Source organism: Bacteroides sp. 2201st1_D9_2201SCRN_220225, assembly GCF_040928965.1.
Taxonomy (GTDB): Bacteria; Bacteroidota; Bacteroidia; order Bacteroidales; family Bacteroidaceae; genus Bacteroides; species Bacteroides stercoris.
In genome coordinates this window covers 34761-56610 of sequence record NZ_JBCODG010000016.1, presented here as the reverse complement: position 1 = coordinate 56610, position 21850 = coordinate 34761, and the positions used below count along the sequence as shown (strand labels likewise).

The window sequence follows — 21850 nt, the reverse complement described above, 5'->3', positions numbered from 1 at the left end:
CGGGCTATTGGGCTATTTTATAGACCACTGACGAATATCCTCCCAACCGTATGGAAGTATTATCCCCTTCTTTCACCTGAACAGTTCCCGATACACCGACAGCCTTCTCGATATTATCTGTCAATGACAGTTCAACAGATGCGCTTCCAAAGTTGTGAAGAACAAGCATCTTTTCATTATCTTTTGTCATATACCATGCAGCAATGCTCTTGTATTTTTCATTCGATTCGTTATATACCGCATGTTTTGTCATTGTACCTTGAGCCAAAGCCGGATAGGTATTACGCAAACGGGTAAAAGAGAGATAGGTATTCAGCAACGAATTTGCATTTTCCTTCTGTTCTGCTACAGATTTTATACTCGAAGCCACGGTGGCATCAATCTTGTCCGTATAGGCAGTAGTATAATTATCTCCCCACAGCATCGGACTACGTACATATTCATCCGCCTTTTCCTTCGTTCCGTAGATACCCAATTCTTCCCCATAATAAATATAGGGTTCGCCCGGTGCGGTAAGCAATACGGCAGCCGCAAGTTTACACTTTGCCTCTGATTTTCCCAGTTTGGATGCTGTACGGTCTTCATCATGGTTGGATAGTTTGGTAGCTTCTATGTAATCGGCACGGTATCTCGCATATTTCTGTTGGAAAGAAAGTATGTCTTTCGCAAAGTAACAACCAGTGGAGTTGGCAATCGACCAGTCCAGTTTATACCAGAAGTCAAACTCAAACAATGCGGGAAGTCCTTGATAATAAGGCGCCACCTCGTCACTGCCCGAAAGGACTTCACCTACAATATAAATATCATCTGTATGCCCTTTCGATTTATAATATTCGTTCATATCATCATAGAACATTTTCAGAAAACGGGGATTCTCATCCGAAGTGGCACTGTGATAAATATGTTTCACCGCATCCAAACGGAATCCGTCAATTCCCCTGTCTATCCATTCTTTTGCTGCAGCGGATATTGCTTTATATGCCGGAGAGTTGGCAGCATCATCAATAGCACCGTAATTAAGGTCGGCAAACCAGTCTGTTTGGAAATGGGAATGGAAATACCATGCTTCGACCGATGCAAACAATATGTCCTCAGGATTTGCATTACTCAAAGTAAAAGGCTTGCCTAACTGCACTTTACTTGCTTTAGACGGAGCACCATACTTCGTTCCGTTGTCCCATGAAGTATTACTTGTACGGATTAAAAAACCCCAATCCGTATCAAGATCAACCGTTAACTCGTACTTATTATTGCCTCTCGCATAGAATTTCTTGCAAATGCCCTCACCATAATATAAGTACTTGGCATCTTGCGTGGTTACGTCCGGAGTATCCGCGTTCGGAGTATCTTCTTTTGTAACTGTTATGGTGGGACTTGCAGCATTAGACCAGTCGAGTACAAACTTATAATATCCTTTCATGGCATCACCTATACCAGCCGAAAACCATTCGCCTGCATTATATCCCGTAGAGCTTTCCCGCTTTATCATTGGAATTTTACCGGCAGTAATATCGGATTTCGGGTCTTGTGAGAAGATGTAATAGTTACGGTAAACACTTTCCTTGGACGATTTCGCATCTATAAACCAAGGATGATCCTTTCCGGTATGGTTCATCACATAATCCAAATAGACTTTTATACCCAATTCATGGGCTTTGGCAATCAACCGTTCAAAATCATCCATAGTTCCATACCGGGCATTCACTGTTGTATAATCCTTCACATCATATCCGTGATAAGACATTGCCGGATGAATTGGCGACAGCCATATTGCATTCACACCCATTTCATTAAGATAATCCAGCTTATCTGTGAGTCCTCTGAAATCGCCCCACTCGTCATTATTACTATCGGCAAATGAATACACCAATGTCTGATAAGTAATATCGGCACGTTTGGTTCCGTCCCACGTATCGGATGAGGGTTCTAAAGAGACATATCCTTCAGGAGTTTCATCCTGCCCCGGTGCAGGCTCAGAAAAAGCTCCGGGGTCATCACTACAAGCCATCAAAGAGCTTATCAGCAAACCCAATATTAAATATAAAACAGATTTTACGTTCTTCATTTTATCAGATTTTACATACAATTAAAAGAAATGTGTCTGAACTTGCCTTAAACAACGCAGACCGGTATGGAATCCCTTAATACAAAGAGAAGAAATAACACCAAATCCATGTAACTTGTAGCAAGTTCAGACACACTCGCCTGATTTAAAATAAATATTCTTTATATATCGCAGATATTATTCAGCCGTCTGAAATACAACTTCACCTGTAATATCATTAAAGAATACATTATATTTTCCATTGGGAACAACAACATTCTTACCATCTGCAGTAGTCAATGACAAATAGTTTTTATCCGCTATTGTTACGTTATCCGTTGCAGCACCCCAAGAAATGTCCCACTTATGGTCAGCACGCAACTTTAATACACCGTCTTTTCCCGGTTCAAAGCCAGCTATATACCAGTTATGCGGAGTAATCTGTTCCAAATCTTTCTCAGAACCCGCTGTATCCCAATCATTATAGTCACCAATCAAACTTATATGAGTATAAGATTTCGGAGCCTGATCAGTCAGTTCTGTCCAAGCATATTCGTTTGTAGAAAAGTCAACTTCCAGTTTATAAAATTTACCGACTTCCGGACAAGCTATCGCTCCGGCATTTACTGATACCAACTTACCGGAAACAGCATTATCGCCATCGCTCTCAGCACCATAACAATTATCCCAATTTCCAATATCTGCACCTAACCAAATTTTTAGATTACCGGCTGTTTGTACACCATTCTCAGTTTTAGTAAAATCGGTCGTATACGCATATTTCTTATCTCCTTGTGGATAAAGCATACATTTTGCCGACTTGTCTGCCCATGATGTAACGTCGCCTACCAGAAAATACTCCAATGGGGTATTCAGCTTGACTTTCAAAGTAAACGGAGAAGCTTTCTTCTTGGTTATGATGCTACCGTCTTCTGTTTTTACCGTTACATCGGCTGCCACTTCTACAGCAACAGTCCGTTCTTCGGGGCTTTTACCATAAATAGCCGCTACCGCGTTTGCCAAATCGGTTGAAGCAACCATCCCGGCTGCCGTTGCGCTCAGAGCGGCGGTTTTATCCTTACCTTCAGCAGAAAGAGTAAGCGCGTATTCACTTACCTGCCCATCTTGCAGACTGGTAGTAAATAACTGAATATTTTCCGCCGTTTCCACTACAAAATCAATGGCGCTGACTGCCGGTTCTACCGTAAATGCGATTTTATCGACCGGTTCTTTGGAATCATTGCTTTGAGGGCTTGCCCAATCCGTATAGTCATCATTGCAGGAAACAAGTCCTGCAATGATAGCCAAGCCATATACTAATTTCTTTATCATAGTATCTTTCTTTTAAAGTGTGTAATTTATTTCTTAGGAATAATACTGAATTCACCGGTTATATCATTGAACATGATAACCCATGTACCTGCCGCAACACCGATGTTCTTGCCTCCGGCTGCTGCCTTACCGCAAACAGATACCTCGCCGTCTTCCGAACCATATCCCCAATTTGTATCCCAAGAACCGGGAATCTTGAACTTAATCTGCTTCACGGCATCCTCTTCCACTGTCAACATATAACACCATACATGGTTTTCACCGCTCTTGTTCACCGGAGTCATGTTCTGGTCGGCCCAATCGCAGAAATCACCGGTGATACATATCTGACCGTAAACAGCCGGGGTTATTTCCTGATTGACAATAGTACAAGTATTCGCTCCGGTATTAATGGTAACAAGATAATATCCGGCCGGATTACATGTGATATTTCCGCCATCGGCTCCGCCGTTACGATAAACAGCCTCATTGGGAGCGCCTGTACCACAAAATCCATAATCCCAATTGAAATCCGCAGGCTGTATCTTCCACTCCTCAGTTGTAAAATAGTTGAGGTAGGTAATTTCACCGGCACCGGTCACCTTATCATAATTGTAATCGCTTTGCATGAACAGCGGGAAGCTACTTTCGCCCGGCTTATCACTCCAAGCACCGTCACCAAAATTATTTCCGACAAGATACCACATAATAGGAGCGGCATCCGACAATTCCACATAATAAGGAGCCACACTGATTTCTACCACATTCGATGTAATGGCATTCAATCTATTCATACCTTCAAGCACAAATGCATTGATACGAATAAAAGTCTTTTGTTCGGCAGGAACAGCGTCTGCTTTCCACTTCGCTACTTTAGCCAGAGCCTTGTTAAGTTCAGATGCCGCCAAATCAGCAAAACAGGTTGTAGAAGTCTTGTCGATAACTGCATAATCGGCAACAAGAGCATTTTCCTCATCCGCATCCGCTTCGTCCGTAGACACAGTGAATGAGTTTGTCGGAGAAACCTGTATTTCATATGTCGCATTAATCGGAGCATTGCCTGTTGTATATTCCGGTTGTGACCATGTCAACCGAAGAGCTTCCGTATTCTCCAAATCAACCGTTTCGTTCACGTAAGCCGGAGTGTTCAAGACGAACTCCGTGGGTTGTATCAGCGTAGGGTTCGAATCATTATCATCCGAACATGCTGCAAATATGCCGGCAGTACCGACAAGCACAGCACCAAGCAATAATTTATTCTTCATATTACTTTTCTAAATTTACTGTTTTAACTTTACTCTTCTGTCTCATTATAACCATCAATCTGGATAAGGCTTCTGTTTGCCTGTATTTCCGATGTCGGGAGAGGGAAAAGATTTCTTGTCTTATCGAATGTCACTCCATTGATATTGCCGCCTTTATACGACCAGTTATAGGTAGTTTGCGTACCACCGAACTGATTAAAACGTATAAGGTCGGTACGACGGAGACCCTCGAAATAGAATTCGCGCGAACGCTCGTCAAGAATATAGTTCAGGTTGTAAGAATCGCTTGTAGCCGTGTGAGCACGCTTACGCAAGATATCGATATAACCTTTTGCCTTTGTTGAACTCTCGCCATTGAGATGCATTTCTGCTTCCGCAGCATTGAGATAAGCTTCAGCCACACGGAAAAGGAAGAAATCCGTATCCACATCGAACACATCGTACGGGCTTCCGCCGTTGGAATAGTTGTTATTCCATTTCGTAGTTACCAAGCCTTGATAGAAACTGGAGTTATCTCCCAAGTCAAGCGTACGTTCATCGCCGTCCGAACCTTTTCCCCAGAAAAGCGCACGGTCATCGATTTGCAAAGCACGGATTTCCTTCGTCGACTTGCCTACAAAAGATTCAGGATTATTAGTAAACTTCTCAATCAGTTGAGGACGGCATCGCATACCGGACCACGTATTACCCGTAGTACCGGCAGTTAGGTCGGTTACGGTTTGCATCTTATCGTTCCACATAGCGGCAATAAAGAAAAGCGAACCTCCATAGCCTTTCGTCACCTTTCCATCCTGAAGAAGCGGAAGTATGGCTTCACAACTGGCACCATTCGATCCGTTATCACCCATAAAGAGCAAATCGTACGGACGATAGCCTCTCTGCGTAGCTTCTGTCGGAATCCTGGTATCATCAAAGATTGCGTAATTTGAATTGATAACCATTTCAGCATATTCCAACGCTTTATCCCAATGAGGATTGTTCTGCCCGTCATTATTAAGATAAGTACCGGCATTAAGATATAAACGGCTCAGCAAAATCCAGGCTGCCGCTTTGTCAGCGCGGCCATAGTTTGCATCACTGTCCGTTTCCGGTTCGGCAGGCAACATATCCGCTTCGGCATTTTCCAATTCCTTTTTCACCCAATTAAAGAGGAATTCACGTCCCAATTGCAGAAGTTCCGCACGGGTATATGTGGCACTCTCGTCAAATTTCTCATTATAGGCATGGGCTTGTTTAGGCACTTCCGAGGTAATTGTCTCTATAAAAGAGGGGTCTCCAAAGAAATCGAGCATTAAGAAATAGTTGTATGCACGGATAAAACGCACCTCTGCAAGCATCGTCTTATCGGCTTGTGCCGCTTCAAGGCTCAAATAATGGTTGCAGTACGTAATATTGGACATCAGACGATAATAAAGAAATCTGAGAGTCGCAGTACCCGGCATACATTGGTTATAACCGATATCGGTAATACCACCGTCGCTCCACCAGCAGATAGCCTCATCGGTAGAAAGTTCATTAAAATTAAACACGTTACGCAATAACGTCGATTTACCGGCATCGTCTATGGTAAAATCCGCATTACCGTCATTACCTTCCATGATGAGTCCGGCATAACATTTGCTATACAGCCCCAACAGATTCGGATTAGGCTCTACGGTAGGGTCTATATTCCCTTTCTCAAGATCATCCATACAGGAAGTCATGCTTGCTGTCAGAAAAAGAGCAATGGCAGGAAATATTGCTTTTATTTTATTTAGTTTCATAATTGTCCTCAGTTATTAAATTAGAAATTAAGATTCAATCCAAGAAGGAAAGTACGGCTGCGCGGATAGAGGCTGCTCTCCTTTCCGGAAGTCTGTTCCGGGTCAAGCCCTTTGTACTTCGTAATGGTAAAGACATTTGAGCATGAAGCATAGATACGTCCTGACACGCCTTTGTACTTGCCGGCTTTAAAAAGATTATCGAAATTATATCCAAGCGTAATATTGTCACACTTCAGGAAACTTGCATTCTGTACAAAATAATCAGTAAGCGCATAATTGTAAGAACTCCAGCCAAGGCTTACGATATCTGCCGTGCTATTCTCGTAATATCCTTTGGAATTATAAAGCATTGCAGAATTTGCCTTGCCCGATTCGATGCCATTGTATACATAATTACCGAAGCTGGCTCTGAAGTTGGTTCCGAGGTCCCAGTTCTTATAAGCTACTTTAAAATTAAATCCGCCTGTCCAAGGCGCTATAATGTTTTTATAATAATAGCGGTCGTTTTCGTCTATGCTGCCGTCAGCATTCCGGTCTACATAACATCCCATGATAGGACGTCCGCTTTCGTCATACACCTGCTGATACACCCAGAAGGAGTTGGCGGGAAGTCCCACTTTATGATAGGTGATTTGCTGGTCGGTACCCACTTTCATACCTGCTTCAATAACGTCACGTCCGCCATAAAGACCAGTTATCTCATTCTTATTGTATGCTATGTTCATTCCAAGTTCCACAAACCAGTCTTTTGTTTGAACAGGTTTGCCCGACAGAGCTATTTCAACACCGGTATTCTTCAAAGAACCGGCATTAAGCATAAGGGCATTATCAAAGTTCTGTCCTGCCGGAATTGTAGGTGTGGAAAGCAAGTCCGTGGTTTCGCGGTAATAAGCATCAAGGTTCAAAGTCAGTCTCTGGTCAAACATTCCATAATCCAACCCTAAGTTCCATGTGGTCGTAGTTTCCCAAGTAAGGTCGTCATTATAAGGCAAAGGCTGATAAAGCGTACCCGGATTGTTAGGACCTACCGGATAACGATGGTTCTCACTGGTGCTTACCTTGTATATGGCTGTGTAGTATTCCTTACCGGTATCCTGCTGACCGGTCTTACCCCAGCCAAGACGAAGTTTCAAGTCACTGACAGCATCTACATCTTTCAGGAAAGCTTCATCCTTCACACGCCAAGCAAAGGCTGCCGAAGGGAAGAAACCCCAGCGTTGTCCGTCTGCAAAACGGCTCGAACCGTCATAACGGGCTGTAAAGGTGAAAAGATAACGGTCAAGAAGCGAATAATTGACACGTCCATACCAGCTGACAAGATAAATCTGGCCTCTCCAATTCTTTGTAGAAGAGCTGTTTATTGTTCCGGCTTTCGGAGTACCATCGTCATAATAACTCTCATTGGTAGAAGGATAATAGTTTTCGAACCATTCTCCACCCCAATATTTCATGTGGTTATATTCGTAACCCACCATCACATCCAGATGATGTGCCTTGTTGAAATCTTTGTTGTACTGGGCGTATGCCGTAGCAATCAGGTTGTATTTCTTTTCCTTATTCTCGCCTACACCTCCATAATAGAAGCCATAAGTCGAATACGGATTGTTGTTAGTATATTCTCCACCATCGGCATATTCACCCGAAAGATTCATATGCAAACGCAAGTCTTCAAATCCATGTATCTTATAATCGGCTTCAAAATTACCGAGAAGTACGGTAGCGCTCTTATCGAATGTATAATGTTCAATCAGTTCCACCGGATTTTTAGGAGCATCATCATTGCGTGCAAACGGGAAAGTGGGGTCGTATTCGGAAGTATTCTTTGTCCACTGCCAATAACCGCCCCAATTCTTGAACTGTTCGTCCTCACTCATTATCGGACGAGTCGGGTCCATAGAGATAGCTGCACCGATAGCATCCGTACCACCCGGATTTGTCTTGGAGTAAGAATACTTGGCATTGATGTTAAAATTAAGATGATCATTCAGCAATGAGGGATTCAGAGTAAACCCTGCTGTAAAACGGTTATAATCGGAACCTTTCAGAATACCTTCCTGATTGGTATATCCTACGCTGACACGATAAGGCATGGACCAACTTTCATTGCCCACTCCACCGGTAACGCTGACATTATGGTCGTGACTGATACCGGCACGGTATATTTCATCCTGCCAATCCGTATTATATGTGCCGGCAGAAAAGTCCGGTGTACCATCTTCATTGTATTTCTGCCATCCGAGTCCTGCATAAGCTGCCGAGCCTTCGCCATACGTATTCTTGATAAATTCAACATATTCGGGAGCGTTCATTACATCGAGCTTGTCGGCAATCGTACTTACCGACAAAGTTCCGTTATATGAAACCTTCGGTGCCTGGTTCTTACGTCCTTTTTTAGTTGTAATGATAATTACTCCATTAGAACCACGGCTACCGTAAATTGCCGTAGCAGAAGCATCTTTCAGCACCGTAAAAGTTTCAATATCATTAGGATTGACAAGTGAAAGCGGATTGTTCACACCTTTGGTATTGTTATTATCCATCGGCATGCCGTCTATCACTATAAGCGGATTGTTGCTGGCATTCAAAGAAGCGCCACCACGAATACGGATTTGAGCACCTTCACCGGGAGCTCCCGAAGTGGTGTTTACATTTACACCGGCAATCTTACCTTGAATCATATCCTGAGCGCTTACGACCAGACCTTTATTTTTCTCATCCGGCTTGATCGCTGTCACCGAACCGGTAAGGTCATTTTTCTTAGCCACACCGTAACCGATGACAACCACTTCATTCAATAATTCCGAATCGTCTTTCAAAGTCACAATCACAGATGAAGTTGCTTCTATTTCCTGTGTTTTGTATCCTATAAAAGATACCTGAAGAATTGCTCCTTTGGGTACAGACAATGTAAAATTTCCGTCCACATCGGTAATGGTGCCATTAGACGGATTACCTTTTTCAATGACATTAGCGCCAATCACACCACCCAAAGCATCTTTCACATGCCCTTTCACCGTGATGTTCTGTGCATAAACGCCAACTGACAAGAATAACCCTAATAACAGGGGAAGAATCGTTCGACAGATTCTAAGATTAACTTGCTTCATGCATTTAAAAATTAAAGTTAACAATATTAATTATCTACAGTATATTCAAAAGACGTTTCAGTATATTAACCTAAATACGGAACGTGCTCCAAATACTTTATTATGATACAACAAATGTATGCTATATTGTCGAGTAAGAGACAAAGATACCGTAAAAAGTTCAATAAGAAGAATGCAAACGATTGCACTATATCCGGCATCATGCGCTATCATCTCATAAACGCATGGGCACACCAATGGAAACGCGTAATAAATAACGGGAAATCAGCAGGGTAATATCTGCAAAAACACACGCTAAATAGTAGTTTAGCTACTGCATTTTCCCCGGAACAGCAGGTCTTTTTTTTCGTTTCGCAGTTGCGGGCTCTACGGTTGCCAGCCGCGGGCTGTCGGGCCCGCAATTGGCAACCGTAGAGCCCGCAGCCGGAAAACAAGGAAAAGGAAGTGATAAAAGGACATTATACATGCGATAAAACAAAGAAAAGAAAGAGGGAATGAGGCATTTATCCCAAACAAATACCTTACTGTCACAGGGCATATTCCGGAAATTACGGGTGCATTTATCTTCAAACAATGCACCGAATCGCATGATAAAGGTCTTTTGGAGTAGTAAATCGTCAAATAAGTCTCTATTATCGGCTGTGTGCCTATTAAGATAACATACTGATTATAAGATATATAATATTTATTCGCGTGACGACCACGAATCAGTCATCACTCTCACCACGCTTGTCGTCACTCCCTGTATCCCTTTGCTGGAAAGGGATACAGAGTGATTGGTGACGAGTGATGACAAATTATGCAAAACTCTGAAACAGAAATAATGCAAATGCTACCTACCGGCAGACAACAAGATTGTCCCAGTCTGCAAGCCTTTGGCTTTGGCTTCAAAAACAATTTCACCGGACTGTTCCGTGCTCTGCACGATAGCCGTCAACTGTCCGCTGAAAGCCGGCATCTTGGGTAAATGGAAAAGGTCGAGGTTGGTGGCATCGCCATTGGCTGCCGCGCGGTAACGGCCGGCTCCTTTTACAGAGAAAGAAACAAGACGATTGTCCGACGGGCAGAGATTGCCGTCTTTATCGACAACGCGGACGGTGATGTAGGCAAGGTCTTTACCGTCGGCAGCAAGCCGGGTGCGGTCGGCAACCAGTTCCAGATGATGAGGTTTGCCGGCGGTACGGACGATTTTCTCTTCTGCCTGTTTGCCGGAAGCATCATAAGCCACGACTTTCAGTTCGCCCGGTTCATAAGGAACATCCATCCACATCAGGCGGTAGCGGCGTTGCAAGGCAAGCGAGTCCTTGCCTTGTAAGGCTTTGCTCTCCGATGCCGTCAGTTTGCGTTGCTTACCGTAGCTCTTGCCATTGACGAAAAGTTCCGCAGCGGGATAGCTGGTATAAACAAAGACGGGAGTATTCTCTCCTTCCCTGCCCGGCCATGTCCAGTGCGGAAGGACGTGCAGGGTATTTGCGGTCTTGTTCCAGATGCTGCGGTACAGATAATAGCGGTCTTTGGGCAGGCTTGCCAAGTCAATGATGCCGAATACGGAACTGTGGCTGGGCCAGGCATCCGTGTCGTACGGAGAGGGTTCGCCCAGATAGTCGAAACCCGTCCAGACAAACTGCCCGATAGTCCAGTCGTAATCATCGGCCAGGGCAAAGTCCTCATCGGGCACATTCGACCAAGAGCAATACTCCACATCATACCCCGAAGACTGGTGGTCGGCATACGTTGCCCCTGCCCGTTTCTCTACCGGGAATTTATAGACTCCGCGGGAACTTACGGTAGAGGCGGTTTCCGAACCAAGAATGATATTCTGCGGAAGTGCGTTGTAAGACTCCACATAGCGGTGGGCGCGGTAGTTGAGACCGGGAACGTCTATCATAGCGGCGAAACCGTTTTCCAGGACGCAAGACACCTGGTCCATACCGCAGGTAACAGGACGTGTGGGATCTTCGCGGTGGCATATATCCTGCAGGAAAGAAGCGACTTTATAGCCCTCGGCACTGCACTGCGTAGGCACTTCGTTGCCAATGCTCCACATGACCACACTCGGATTATTACGGTAATGACGCAACATATTCACCATGTCCCGCTCCGCCCATTCGTCGAAGTAACGGTGATAGCCGTTATCGCATTTGGCAATATCCCATTCATCGAAAGGCTCTATCATCATCATAAAGCCCATTTCGTCGCAAAGTTCCACCAGTTCCGGAGCCGGCATATTGTGCGATGTACGGATGGCATCGCAACCCATATCCTTCAGCAGCGTGAGCTGGCGGCGGAGAGCAGCCACATTGACGGCAGCCCCCAAAGGCCCCAGGTCGTGATGGTTGCAGACGCCCTGAAACTTACGGTGCTTGCCGTTCAGGAAAAAGCCTTTGTCCGCCACAATCTCTATGCTGCGGATGCCGAAACGGGTGGTATATTCGTCCACCAGCCTGCCGTCGGCATATATCTTGGAAGACGCCTTGTAGAGCCGGGGTGTCTCCGGCGACCATAAAGCGGGAGCATCTACCAGGAAGTTCTGCTCGAAAGGCTGCCCGTGGTTTATTTTGCGGGTGTTGTCTTTGGCGGCAACCACCTTACCGTCCGGCGATATAATCTCGGTCACAATCCGGATATGCTTGTTTCCGGCATTGGCAATCTCCGTACGCAAACGCACGGAAGCATACTTGTCCGACACGTGCGGGGTGGTAAGCTGAGTGCCCCACACCGGAACGCATACCGGTTCGGTCGTCAGCAGGCGGACATTCCGGTACAACCCCGCACCGGGATACCAGCGCGAAGACTGCGGTTTGTTCTCCAACCGCACGGCAAGCGTATTGGGTTTTCCGTCCTTATATATATAAGGTGTGACATCGCAATGGAAAGAGTTATAGCCGAAAGGCCAGAAGCAGGCTTCCTGCCCGTTGATATAGACACGGGCTTCGCTCATGGCTCCGTCAAAAACCAGTGTAGCCTGTTTGCGGGCGGGAACGGTAAAGGTGGTGCGATACCAGCCTACGCCTACATAAGGCAATCCGCCCGTGCGTCCGGTCTTTACCGAAGCCTGTTTTTCGAAATTCTGCGTGACGGCTACTTTCTGCAAATCGTTGTCACGGTCGAACGGTCCGTAAATGGCCCAATCGTGAGGCACGGTTACCGCCTGCCATTGCTCATCGTCATATCCCGGATGAGCAGCTCCGGATATATCTCCCCGGAAGAACTTCCAGCCCTTTTCCAATAGCACTTCGGTACGCTGCGCCATAACGGCCGTAAAGAGGAAGAAGCAACAGATGCCCGTTATCAGTCTCTTATTCATAATTATGCTGTTTTACAGGTTATTTAAACGCATCCATAATCACCGTAGGGCGGCCGTCGGCAGTAAACGCTCCCAACCGATACTGGCTCGGCTTGCACTCCGGCTCCCAATAGAACACACCCTTGCAGCGTCCTCCGGTATTCTCTCGGCTTTCCTTGACGATGCGTTCCAACTGCCGTTTGCCTTCGGCAAGGACAGACGCACTTGCCAGATTGCCCTTGTCATCACCGCATTCCATGCCGGTTTCCACTATCATCACATCACAATCATACTTGGCGCCCAACGCCTTGATATTCTCCATGCAGTCGGTGATAATGTCATCGGCGGTATAATCCGACTTCTCCATCCGTGTCCAGTAAGGATAAAGCGACATGCCTATCATATCCCACTTCCCGTTGTGTTTCTTCAGCTCATCGAAAAACCAGTTGAACAGTTCTTTATCCCAACCGTTGTCCAGATGAACAATCACAATCGCATCGCTGAAGACTGACTTCACCGCATTGTAGCCCTCAGTGATGAAATCGGCCAAATTACTCCAGTTTGCGGGATACACGACTTTATCCGACGCCGTTGCCGGAGCGTTTTTCAAGTCACGCTCTTTCACATCATAGGATGCACCGCTCAGCGCCACATTCTTATCCCACAACATACCCGGACGTATTTCGTTGCCCACTTGCACCCATTTGGGAGAAACTCCCGCCGCCTTCAAGGCCTGAAGCACCGCTACCGTATGGTCGCCGATGGCTTTCTTCAGTTCCGGCAGCGTTTTGTCCTTCCATGCGGCAGGCTTGTTTTGCTGGGCGGGGTCTGCCCACCAGTCACTATAATGGAAATCTATCATTACGTCCATTCCCAAATCCTTCGCCCTCTTGGCCTTGGCTACGACATCGGGTGTATTGCACCAGTTGCCGTGCTCTGCCGGGTCTACCCACACACGCAGGCGAACCGCATCCAGTCCGCACTCCTTCATCAGGGCAGTGCATTCAAGCTGCTTGCCGTCGGCATTATAGAAGCGATGTCCGGCCGCTTCCATTTCCGTAACCCAACTGATGTCGGCGCCTTTGGCAAAAGAATCATCTCCGGTGCCGGGAATCTGCTCCGGTGCCGGAGACGTGCCTTCCCTATCGTTGTCGGCCGTGTTCTTGCATGCAATGAAAAGGCATGCGATACTCAAAAAGAAAGTAATAAATTTAATGTGTTTCATGATTCCAAGTATTATAGTAATATAACATTCATTGAAGCAAGGCATCCCGTCTGCCCCATTAAGGCAATTCATACGATGCCGTCCTACCGCAAAATTCCCCCTGCGGCATAGATACTTCTATCGTTTCACCGTTATAAGTAAGCGTTATTTTCTTCAAAGCCGCATTCATGCAGGCATCCGTCACTGTAAAGACGGACTTTCCTGCCACCATCTTTATCATTACGGTACAAGGTTCAGAAGCTGCAAGCGACACACCGCCGGCCTGCAGGCCATGGTTGCCCGGATAGAACACCGCCTGCAACAGTTTTTTATCTGCCGACTGCACCGCCTGTACCAAGGAGTCATTCCTCAGTACACGGAAAGGCAACCGGGCGGACGGAGTGCTCTTTCCCGTATACACGGTATAACCGTACGTATCATCCACGGGCGCTTGTCCGTGGTCAATCCACAAACGGAGAATTTTCACGCTATCCGGCAGATTCTTCTTACCGGCATTTGTTTTGTTGTGCAGCACCCAGTTCGCAGGACGCGTTTCGCAGGCTACGAACGCTTTCCGGCTGTATTCAGGAAGAACGCGGTAAGCAAATTGCCCCTCCTGCACCAGCCAGGGTGTGTTCTTGCCTGAGATTTTCCAAGTATGCACACCGGCTGAAAGAGCCGTTTTCTTGCCTTTCTCCAATAAACAGACATCATTCAGCAAGGCCGTCTGGTCGATAGTGGTACGGATGTGTCCCGGCTGTCCGGACTGCCTGTTCGTTACACCCGCTCCCAAGGCAACCATATAGTCTCCCTGAATAAAATAAGATTTATAAGCCTTTACACCATAAAGCACCTCGTTACAGCCGGCACTGCTGCCCCGGTCGTTCACACCCTCTTTCTCCGAAGCATTCATTTTCTCGAAAATATATCCCGCCACTGCATCGCCGCTACCGTCCGTGGCTGCTGCCGCATAATTATGCTTACTGCAATAGCCGCGCCAGTTAACTACCGGTTCCAGGCGCTCCATGCCTTCGCGTGCGGTTACTCCGGGAGATGCCGTTACGTCCCAGCCACCCATGATGGAGCGATATTCGTTGCCGCTGCGCTGAAACAAAGTCATACCGTCCGTAGGGTAGAAATTATAGGCATCGGCAAAGTTGGGAGCACTCTCCAAGCCGTCACAACGCATAGAAGCCATATTCACCATTATGTGGCAGTCGGGGGTTTTCTTTATCAAATCATCGTTATTAAAGAACCAGCGGGTTCCGGAATACATACCCGGAGCGTACCCCGCCATCCGGATATGCTTTTCTTTCACTTCTTTCCATAACTGCCGTAACTCCGCCTGCTCGGTTTCCGTAAAAGCATCCATCCAGTCCGTCAGCACTTTATTCAGCATCTTTGCGTAAGGAATCTCTTTTTCGGCAGCGGTATAGACATACGAGCCACGGTCCAGACAAGGCAAGGTAAATCCTTTATAGTAGTACCAGTTTCCACCGCGTAGAAAGTTCAGGATAGCTTGGGCATTCTTCCTGCTCAGGCGCTCCGCCCACGGTGTCCCTTTCAGCATACCCAGCATATTCAAGGCATTGAAGGTTCCGTCTATGGGATATCCCCAAATCAGGCATTGCTTACCATGTCCCCACCCTGCACCGTCGGCAGTAAAACCTTCGGTCCAGAAAGAATCGTGCAGAGTAAGTTGGGAAGTCACGCTGATACCTCTCCGGCAAACTTCTGCCAATACATCCACCATAGGCACCGAACTGTACATTGCAGCTACGGGCAATAGCGAACGGTATGCCAACGCGTTGCCGCCCACCCACCATACATGATTGCGGAAACGTTCTATCGAAACAACGTTCTTGTCGGTTTCATCATGACGCAGCGGCTGCGTATAGGCTTGCAGCCCCAATACCTTCAGCATATCGCAAGCGGCCTCCAGCAAAGGAGTTGCACCGCCGCGTTCGGCAAGTTCCATTTTATCCAGCCAGGCGAAATAGATGTTTACCGCAGCCGTAGGAATGGCAAAGCAGGAAGCGTGAAAACGGGAAACGGCGTTCGAGCGTCCGGCTTCCAGCATGCCGTAGTGCACCACCGCTTTCAGCACTTTGTCGCTCAACGACTCGTCTGCCGTCAGCGTACCGCGGCGGTATGCGTCGGCAATGCAGCACAAGCGGTCAAGAGCGTTTCCGATGAAAATACCCACCCGGTCATCGGCTGTTGTATGGAAGCTCTTCCGATAGGCATTGCTACGTTCGAACTCAGCTTCCAAAGCGTCCATATCCGAGAATGTCCCCTCCGGCGTAAGCAACTCCAGACACCTGGCGGGCGGCACGGACATATTCACCTTAGACAGCCTGTAAGGATGCTCATGAAAATAGACACGCAATTTCTTCATTGCCTCCAATTTTACACTATCGGTGCAGAGGCGCGCCTCGCGGTAATAGCGGTGATAGTTATCGAAAGCAAACTTAACTTCCTGCTCTTGGGCAGAGACAGCCAATGCCGGCAAGCATAGGCAACAAAATAAAACAAGTCTCTTTATCATAGTCAGCCAATACATTATAATATTAATTAAAGGATACCACATTTTCCAGAGGATAAAGTTACGGAGATTTATCGTATAGCAAATGATTTTTACCGGGAATTTACCGTGCAGCGGGCAAATACATGGTTGCAAACAGTACATGCAATCGTTTGCACAAACTTATAACCCGATATGTATCAACAGAAAACTTTTATTAGACGCATTCCGCTATTTTTGCAGCAGGATAAATAAGAAGCCCGGCTACGGTCTTCGTATATCTTCCTATTTTTATTACCTTTGGCTGAAAATTGAAATCATACTGATGAACAAACCGCAGATAACCATTAAAGATATTGCCCGGGCATTGAATGTCTCGCCGTCCACCGTGTCGAGAGCGCTCAAGGATAATCCGGACATCAGCCGGGAAACCCGTGACCTCATCCATGCCTACGCCCGCGAACATAACTACAAACCCAATGTGCTTGCCGTGAACCTCCGTTCGAGCCGCAGCAATACGATTGGCGTGATTGTGCCCCAACTGGTGCATCATTTCTTCTCGTGCGTGCTGAGCGGCATCGAGACAGCGGCGGCCAAAGCCGGCTACAACATAATCGTGGCTCAAAGCAACGAGTCTTACGAACAGGAAGTCAAAATCGTCCACTCTTTCCTTGCCGCCCGCGTTTGCGGCGTCATAGCCTCCCTTGCCAAAAACACGGAGCAATACGACCACTATCAGGAGCTGCTGAACAACGACATACCGATTGTATTTTACGACCGCATCTGTACGGAGCTGAAAACGGAACGGGTGGTTGTGGACGACTATGCCGGCTCGTTTGCCGCCGTAGAGTACATGATTCAGACCGGATGCAAACGTATCTTCTTCTACGGCGCATCTCCGCATCTGGAGATTACCAAAAACCGGCGGAACGGCTATCTGGATGCCATGAAGAAATACAAAGTGCCGGTGGACGACAGCATGATAAAGCTGTGCGACAACCGTGAACGCGCCATTGCCATAACGCCCGACCTGCTGGAGAGTGACAATCGTCCCGATGGTTTCTTTGCAATTAATGACGAAACGGCGGCAGGTATATTGTATGCCTGCAAGCTGGTGGGACTGAAAGTGCCGGACGAAGTTTCCATCTGCGGCTTCACCGACGGAGCCATCGCCCAAAGCACCGACCCGAAACTGACCACTGTGGAGCAGCACGGAGAAGAAGTGGGCAAAAGCGCATTCAGCATCCTTACAGACAAGCTGAACGGGCACGAGGGAAAAAGCACCAACAAGATTGTGCGGACAAACCTGGTGGTAAGGGGAACGACCAAATAAAAACACAACCGAATTCATCTATAAACTAATATCATAAAAAACAAGAGAGCAATGAAAGTAAAACCCGATTTAAGTTTCTGGAAACTATGGAATATCAGCTTCGGTTTCTTCGGCGTACAGATTGCGTATGCCTTGCAAAGCGCGAACATCAGCCGTATATTCTCTACTTTAGGAGCCGACCCGCACAGTTTGAGCTATTTCTGGATATTACCGCCGCTGGCAGGTATCATCGTGCAGCCCATCGTAGGAGCTGCCAGCGACAGGACATGGACACGGTTCGGACGTCGCATTCCCTATCTGTTCATCGGCTCGCTGGTTGCGGTACTCGTCATGTGCCTGCTGCCCAATGCCGGCAGTTTCGGTATGGCGGTGAGCACGGCCATGATTTTCGGTCTGGTATCGCTGATGTTTCTGGATACTTCCATTAATATGGCAATGCAGCCGTTCAAGATGATGGTAGGCGACATGGTGAACGAGAAACAGAAAGGACTTGCCTATTCCATCCAGAGTTTCTTATGCAATGCCGGCAGCCTGGTGGGCTATCTGTTCCCGTTCATATTTGCGTGGGTGGGTATCAGCAATACGGCACCCCAAGGGGTTATTCCCGATTCCGTAATCTACTCGTTCTATATCGGGGCCGCCATTCTGATATTCTGCGTTATTTATACAACGGTCAAAGTCAAGGAAATGCCGCCCGCAGAGTATGCCCAATATCACGGTATCACGGAAGAGCAGGAACATGAGAAAATCAATATGCTGAAGCTGCTGGTAAAAGCGCCGAAAGCCTTTTGGACAGTAGGGCTGGTGCAGTTCTTCTGCTGGTTCGCCTTTATGTTCATGTGGACATACACCAACGGAAGCATCGCCGCAAATGTATTTGACGCTCCCACCGTTGAAAATACGGTAAACGGAATCACAAAAATAGTTCTCGACACCAAGAGCCTGCAATATCAGGAAGCTGCCAACTGGGTAGGCGTACTGTTTGCCGTACAGGCTATCGGTTCCGTACTTTGGGCAATCTGCATTCCCATGTTCAAAGACCGCCGCTTCATTTACGCGCTGAGCCTCGTGCTGGGCGGTATCGGATTTATATCCACCTATTTCGTACACAGCCCGTATGTGCTGTTCGTATCTTTCCTGCTGATAGGCTGCGCATGGGCCGCCATGCTGGCACTGCCTTTCACCATCCTGACCAACGCCTTGTCCGGCGGACACATGGGTACGTATCTCGGACTGTTTAACGGAACCATCTGTATTCCGCAAATCGTAGCAGCGGCGTTAGGCGGAAGTATTCTGGCACTGTTTACGCCGGAAGGGATGCTTCCCCCTGAAATAAACATGCTGGTAACGGCGGGTGTGATGCTTATAATCGGAGCTGCCTGCGTATATTTGATAAAAGAGACCAAAGGAGAAAGGGCGTAAACAGCCCCTATCCTCACCGATGAATATATGCTTCCTCACCGGTAAGAGGGTGTAAAATACACTTGATGATTTCTTTTAGGCACGGATTACGCGGATTGACACGGATTTATTTTATCTCTTTTCCGTGAAATCCGCGTAATCCGTGCCTAAAAATAAATAAATAGCAAACGAATTTTAGTTTTGGCACATTCTTCTTTTTTCCGCATCCTATTTGTTTATCCGTTTATTTGTCTATCTTTACACCGATAACACAGAAAAAGAGCGCCATGAAGAAATACCTTAAAACCGATGAATGGAATATTATAGAAGATAGTTTTCAAGCCGACCGCATGCGGTGGTCGGAAAGCATATTCAGTCTTGGAAACGGCCGTTTCGGACAACGGGGACATTTTGAAGAACCATACAGCAGCGACAGCTATCGCGGCGCATTCGTGGCAGGTATCACCTTTCTGGACAAAACGCGTGTAGGCTGGTGGAAGAACGGTTTTCCGCAATTCTACACACGCATCCCCAATGCTCCGGACTGGAGCAGTATCAGCCTGCGCCTCATCGACGAGGAACTAGACCTGGCACAATGGGATGTGGACAGTTTCAACAGACGCCTCGACATGAAAGCGGGTATTTCTTATCGGGACGCGGAAGTAACCTCTTCGCGGGGAAACAAACTCCGCCTGCACGTGGAACATATCGCCAATATGGCTCACCCCAATCTCTGCCTTATAAAGTACAGCGTTACGTCCGTCAACTATACAGGCAAGGTTTCACTTGTGCCTATCCTTGACGGAGACACCGCGAACCCGGTCAGGCATCCGGATGAAAAGATATGGAATATCCTGCGCTCCGGCACCACCAGCGACTGCGCCTATCTGTGGACACAGACCAGGCGGGAGGATGCGCAAATATGCTATGCCATGACCTACCGGTTCTTCAAGAACAATAAAGAGACTTTTGCCAACCCGATACGGATAGAAAAAGAAAAACAGGCCGGATTCAGCGTAGGCACTGAAGTGAAGCCGGGAGATACCGTGACGCTCGTCAAATACATTGCCATAGCATCGTCCCTTTATTATGAACGGCAGGATTTGATAGAAGCCTCCGTAGCAGAAGCCCGCAACGCCCAAAGTACAGGTTGGGATGCTCTGGAACAGGAGCACCGGAATGCCTGGCAGGAGATATGGGACGAAACCGATGTCAGTATCGAAGGCGACCCGGAAGCCCAGCAAGGCATACGCTACAACATCTTCCAGCTCTACCAGACATACCGGGGAGACGACCCCCGCCTGAATATCGGCCCCAAAGGTTTCACCGGCGAGAAGTACGGCGGAAATACTTACTGGAATACCGAATTGTGCTGCGTACCTTTCTTCCTGCTTTCCACCCCGAAGAAGATTGCCGAAAACCTGCTGATATACCGCTATAAGCAACTGCCCAAAGCCATTGAGAATGCCCGTAAGTTGGGATTCGACCATGGAGCCGCCCTCTTCCCGCAGGTCACCAGCAACGGAGAAGAGTGCCACAGCGAATGGGAGATTACTTTTGAAGAGGTTCACCGGAACAATATGATTGTCTATGCCATTCTGCAACATGCCACGCTTACGGGTACGCTGGACTACATCGCCCATTACGGATTGGAAGTAATGATAGCCGTCAGCCGCTTCTGGAGCCAACGGGTGTCTTTCTCGCAACCCAAGCAGAAATACGTCATTCTGGGAGTTACCGGACCCGATGAATACGAAAACAACGTAAACAATAACTGGTATACCAACTACTCCTGCATGCGTTGCCTCGAAACCACTCTCAGTTTCCTTGAAATCATTGCCCGGCAATATCCCGATGAATATGCCCGCATATGCAGCATCACCAACCTGAATTATACGGAAGAGAGTGAACGCTGGCGGGACATTATCGAACGGATGTACCTGCCGGAAGATCCGGAACGCGGTATCTTCGTCCAAAACGACGGCTATATGGACAAGGTTCTGCAAAGCACCGACGCCATTCCCGCCGGCGAACGCCCCATCAACCAGTATTGGTCGTGGGACCGTATCCTGCGTTCGTGCTACATCAAGCAGAGTGATGTCCTGCTCGGCCTGTACCTCTATTATTTCAACTTCGACCGGGAGACCATCCGCCGCAACTTCGAATTCTACGAACCGATGACCGTACACGAGTCTTCCCTCTCCCCGCACATCCACTCCATTCTTGCCGCACGCATCGGGAAAGTGGAAAAGGCATACCAACTATTCTTACACGCTACCCGCCTCGACCTGGACGACTATAACAATGAAGGAGACCAGGGGCTGCATATAACCAGTATGCCGGGCAGTTGGCTGGCTGTTGTACGCGGATTTGCAGGATTGCAGATACAAGGCGGTACGCTTAAGATTGAACCGGTCATACCGGCGAAATGGAGCGGCTATTCGTTCAAAGTGAATTACTTGGGCAATACGCTGCATATACAGATAGGCAAAGAAATAAAAATCAGCCTGACCGCAGGAAAACAATTGAACATACAGGTATATCAAAACGTTTATGAATTAAAACAAGGGTTGGATTTGACTGTCAACCGCAAAGACTTGTCTTAATCAAAA

At 47.2% G+C, this 21850-nt stretch carries 11 protein-coding genes; 3 read left to right on the top strand and 8 right to left on the bottom strand.

Annotated elements, in window-relative coordinates; all coding sequences use genetic code 11:
- Positions 1 to 4 precede the first annotated feature (4 nt).
- The 8 genes from AB5903_RS07255 to AB5903_RS07220 all read right to left on the bottom strand — a co-directional run bounded on the left by AB5903_RS07255 (position 5) and on the right by AB5903_RS07220 (position 16528).
- Positions 5 to 2065 carry an alpha-amylase family glycosyl hydrolase gene (locus AB5903_RS07255; RefSeq protein WP_368117722.1) on the bottom strand — a complete coding sequence of 687 codons (2061 nt, stop codon included), beginning with the start codon at positions 2063 to 2065 and terminating at the stop codon, positions 5 to 7.
- Positions 2066 to 2242: 177 nt separating this feature from the next.
- On the bottom strand, positions 2243 to 3376 hold the full coding sequence (locus AB5903_RS07250) for a DUF5115 domain-containing protein (protein ID WP_005654649.1): 1134 nt from the start codon (positions 3374 to 3376) through the stop codon (positions 2243 to 2245).
- A 26-nt stretch (positions 3377 to 3402) separates the two neighbouring features.
- Complete coding sequence (locus tag AB5903_RS07245; protein WP_005654648.1) at positions 3403 to 4620, bottom strand: SusE domain-containing protein; 1218 nt, start codon at positions 4618 to 4620, stop codon at positions 3403 to 3405.
- A gap of 29 nt (positions 4621 to 4649) precedes the next feature.
- Positions 4650 to 6383 (bottom strand): RagB/SusD family nutrient uptake outer membrane protein, encoded by a 1734-nt coding sequence (locus tag AB5903_RS07240; protein ID WP_368117721.1) that lies wholly within the window; start codon positions 6381 to 6383, stop codon positions 4650 to 4652.
- Positions 6384 to 6403: 20 nt separating this feature from the next.
- Positions 6404 to 9490: a TonB-dependent receptor gene (locus tag AB5903_RS07235; protein WP_258998012.1), complete on the bottom strand. Its 3087-nt coding sequence runs from the start codon at positions 9488 to 9490 to the stop codon at positions 6404 to 6406.
- Between the two features lie 832 nt (positions 9491 to 10322).
- A complete protein-coding gene (locus AB5903_RS07230) occupies positions 10323 to 12797 on the bottom strand; it encodes a glycoside hydrolase family 2 TIM barrel-domain containing protein (protein WP_368117720.1) in 2475 nt (824 codons plus the stop codon).
- A 19-nt stretch (positions 12798 to 12816) separates the two neighbouring features.
- Positions 12817 to 14001: a glycosyl hydrolase 53 family protein gene (locus AB5903_RS07225; protein ID WP_118399422.1), complete on the bottom strand. Its 1185-nt coding sequence runs from the start codon at positions 13999 to 14001 to the stop codon at positions 12817 to 12819.
- A gap of 58 nt (positions 14002 to 14059) precedes the next feature.
- Entirely contained in the window at positions 14060 to 16528 is a 2469-nt protein-coding gene (locus AB5903_RS07220) for a polysaccharide lyase family 8 super-sandwich domain-containing protein (RefSeq protein WP_368117719.1), read from the bottom strand.
- A gap of 298 nt (positions 16529 to 16826) precedes the next feature.
- On the opposite strand from AB5903_RS07220, the gene AB5903_RS07215 reads away from it, so the two are divergent.
- The 3 genes from AB5903_RS07215 to AB5903_RS07205 all read left to right on the top strand — a co-directional run bounded on the left by AB5903_RS07215 (position 16827) and on the right by AB5903_RS07205 (position 21844).
- Complete coding sequence (locus tag AB5903_RS07215; protein WP_326977964.1) at positions 16827 to 17837, top strand: LacI family DNA-binding transcriptional regulator; 1011 nt, start codon at positions 16827 to 16829, stop codon at positions 17835 to 17837.
- 51 nt (positions 17838 to 17888) lie between these two features.
- Positions 17889 to 19259 (top strand): SLC45 family MFS transporter, encoded by a 1371-nt coding sequence (locus tag AB5903_RS07210; RefSeq protein WP_005654631.1) that lies wholly within the window; start codon positions 17889 to 17891, stop codon positions 19257 to 19259.
- 266 nt (positions 19260 to 19525) lie between these two features.
- Complete coding sequence (locus AB5903_RS07205) at positions 19526 to 21844, top strand: family 65 glycosyl hydrolase domain-containing protein (RefSeq protein WP_368117718.1); 2319 nt, start codon at positions 19526 to 19528, stop codon at positions 21842 to 21844.
- The last annotated feature ends 6 nt before the right edge of the window (positions 21845 to 21850 follow it).

Bases quoted from the DNA above. Each gene is read 5' to 3' on its own strand.
- AB5903_RS07255 (WP_368117722.1), bottom strand. From the start codon at position 2,065: ATGAAGAACGTAAAATCTGTTTTATATTTAATATTGGGTTTGCTGATA.
- AB5903_RS07250 (WP_005654649.1), bottom strand. From the start codon at position 3,376: ATGATAAAGAAATTAGTATATGGCTTGGCTATCATTGCAGGACTTGTT.
- AB5903_RS07245 (WP_005654648.1), bottom strand. From the start codon at position 4,620: ATGAAGAATAAATTATTGCTTGGTGCTGTGCTTGTCGGTACTGCCGGC.
- AB5903_RS07240 (WP_368117721.1), bottom strand. From the start codon at position 6,383: ATGAAACTAAATAAAATAAAAGCAATATTTCCTGCCATTGCTCTTTTT.
- AB5903_RS07235 (WP_258998012.1), bottom strand. From the start codon at position 9,490: ATGAAGCAAGTTAATCTTAGAATCTGTCGAACGATTCTTCCCCTGTTA.
- AB5903_RS07230 (WP_368117720.1), bottom strand. From the start codon at position 12,797: ATGAATAAGAGACTGATAACGGGCATCTGTTGCTTCTTCCTCTTTACG.
- AB5903_RS07225 (WP_118399422.1), bottom strand. From the start codon at position 14,001: ATGAAACACATTAAATTTATTACTTTCTTTTTGAGTATCGCATGCCTT.
- AB5903_RS07220 (WP_368117719.1), bottom strand. From the start codon at position 16,528: ATGATAAAGAGACTTGTTTTATTTTGTTGCCTATGCTTGCCGGCATTG.
- AB5903_RS07210 (WP_005654631.1), top strand. From the start codon at position 17,889: ATGAAAGTAAAACCCGATTTAAGTTTCTGGAAACTATGGAATATCAGC.
- AB5903_RS07205 (WP_368117718.1), top strand. From the start codon at position 19,526: ATGAAGAAATACCTTAAAACCGATGAATGGAATATTATAGAAGATAGT.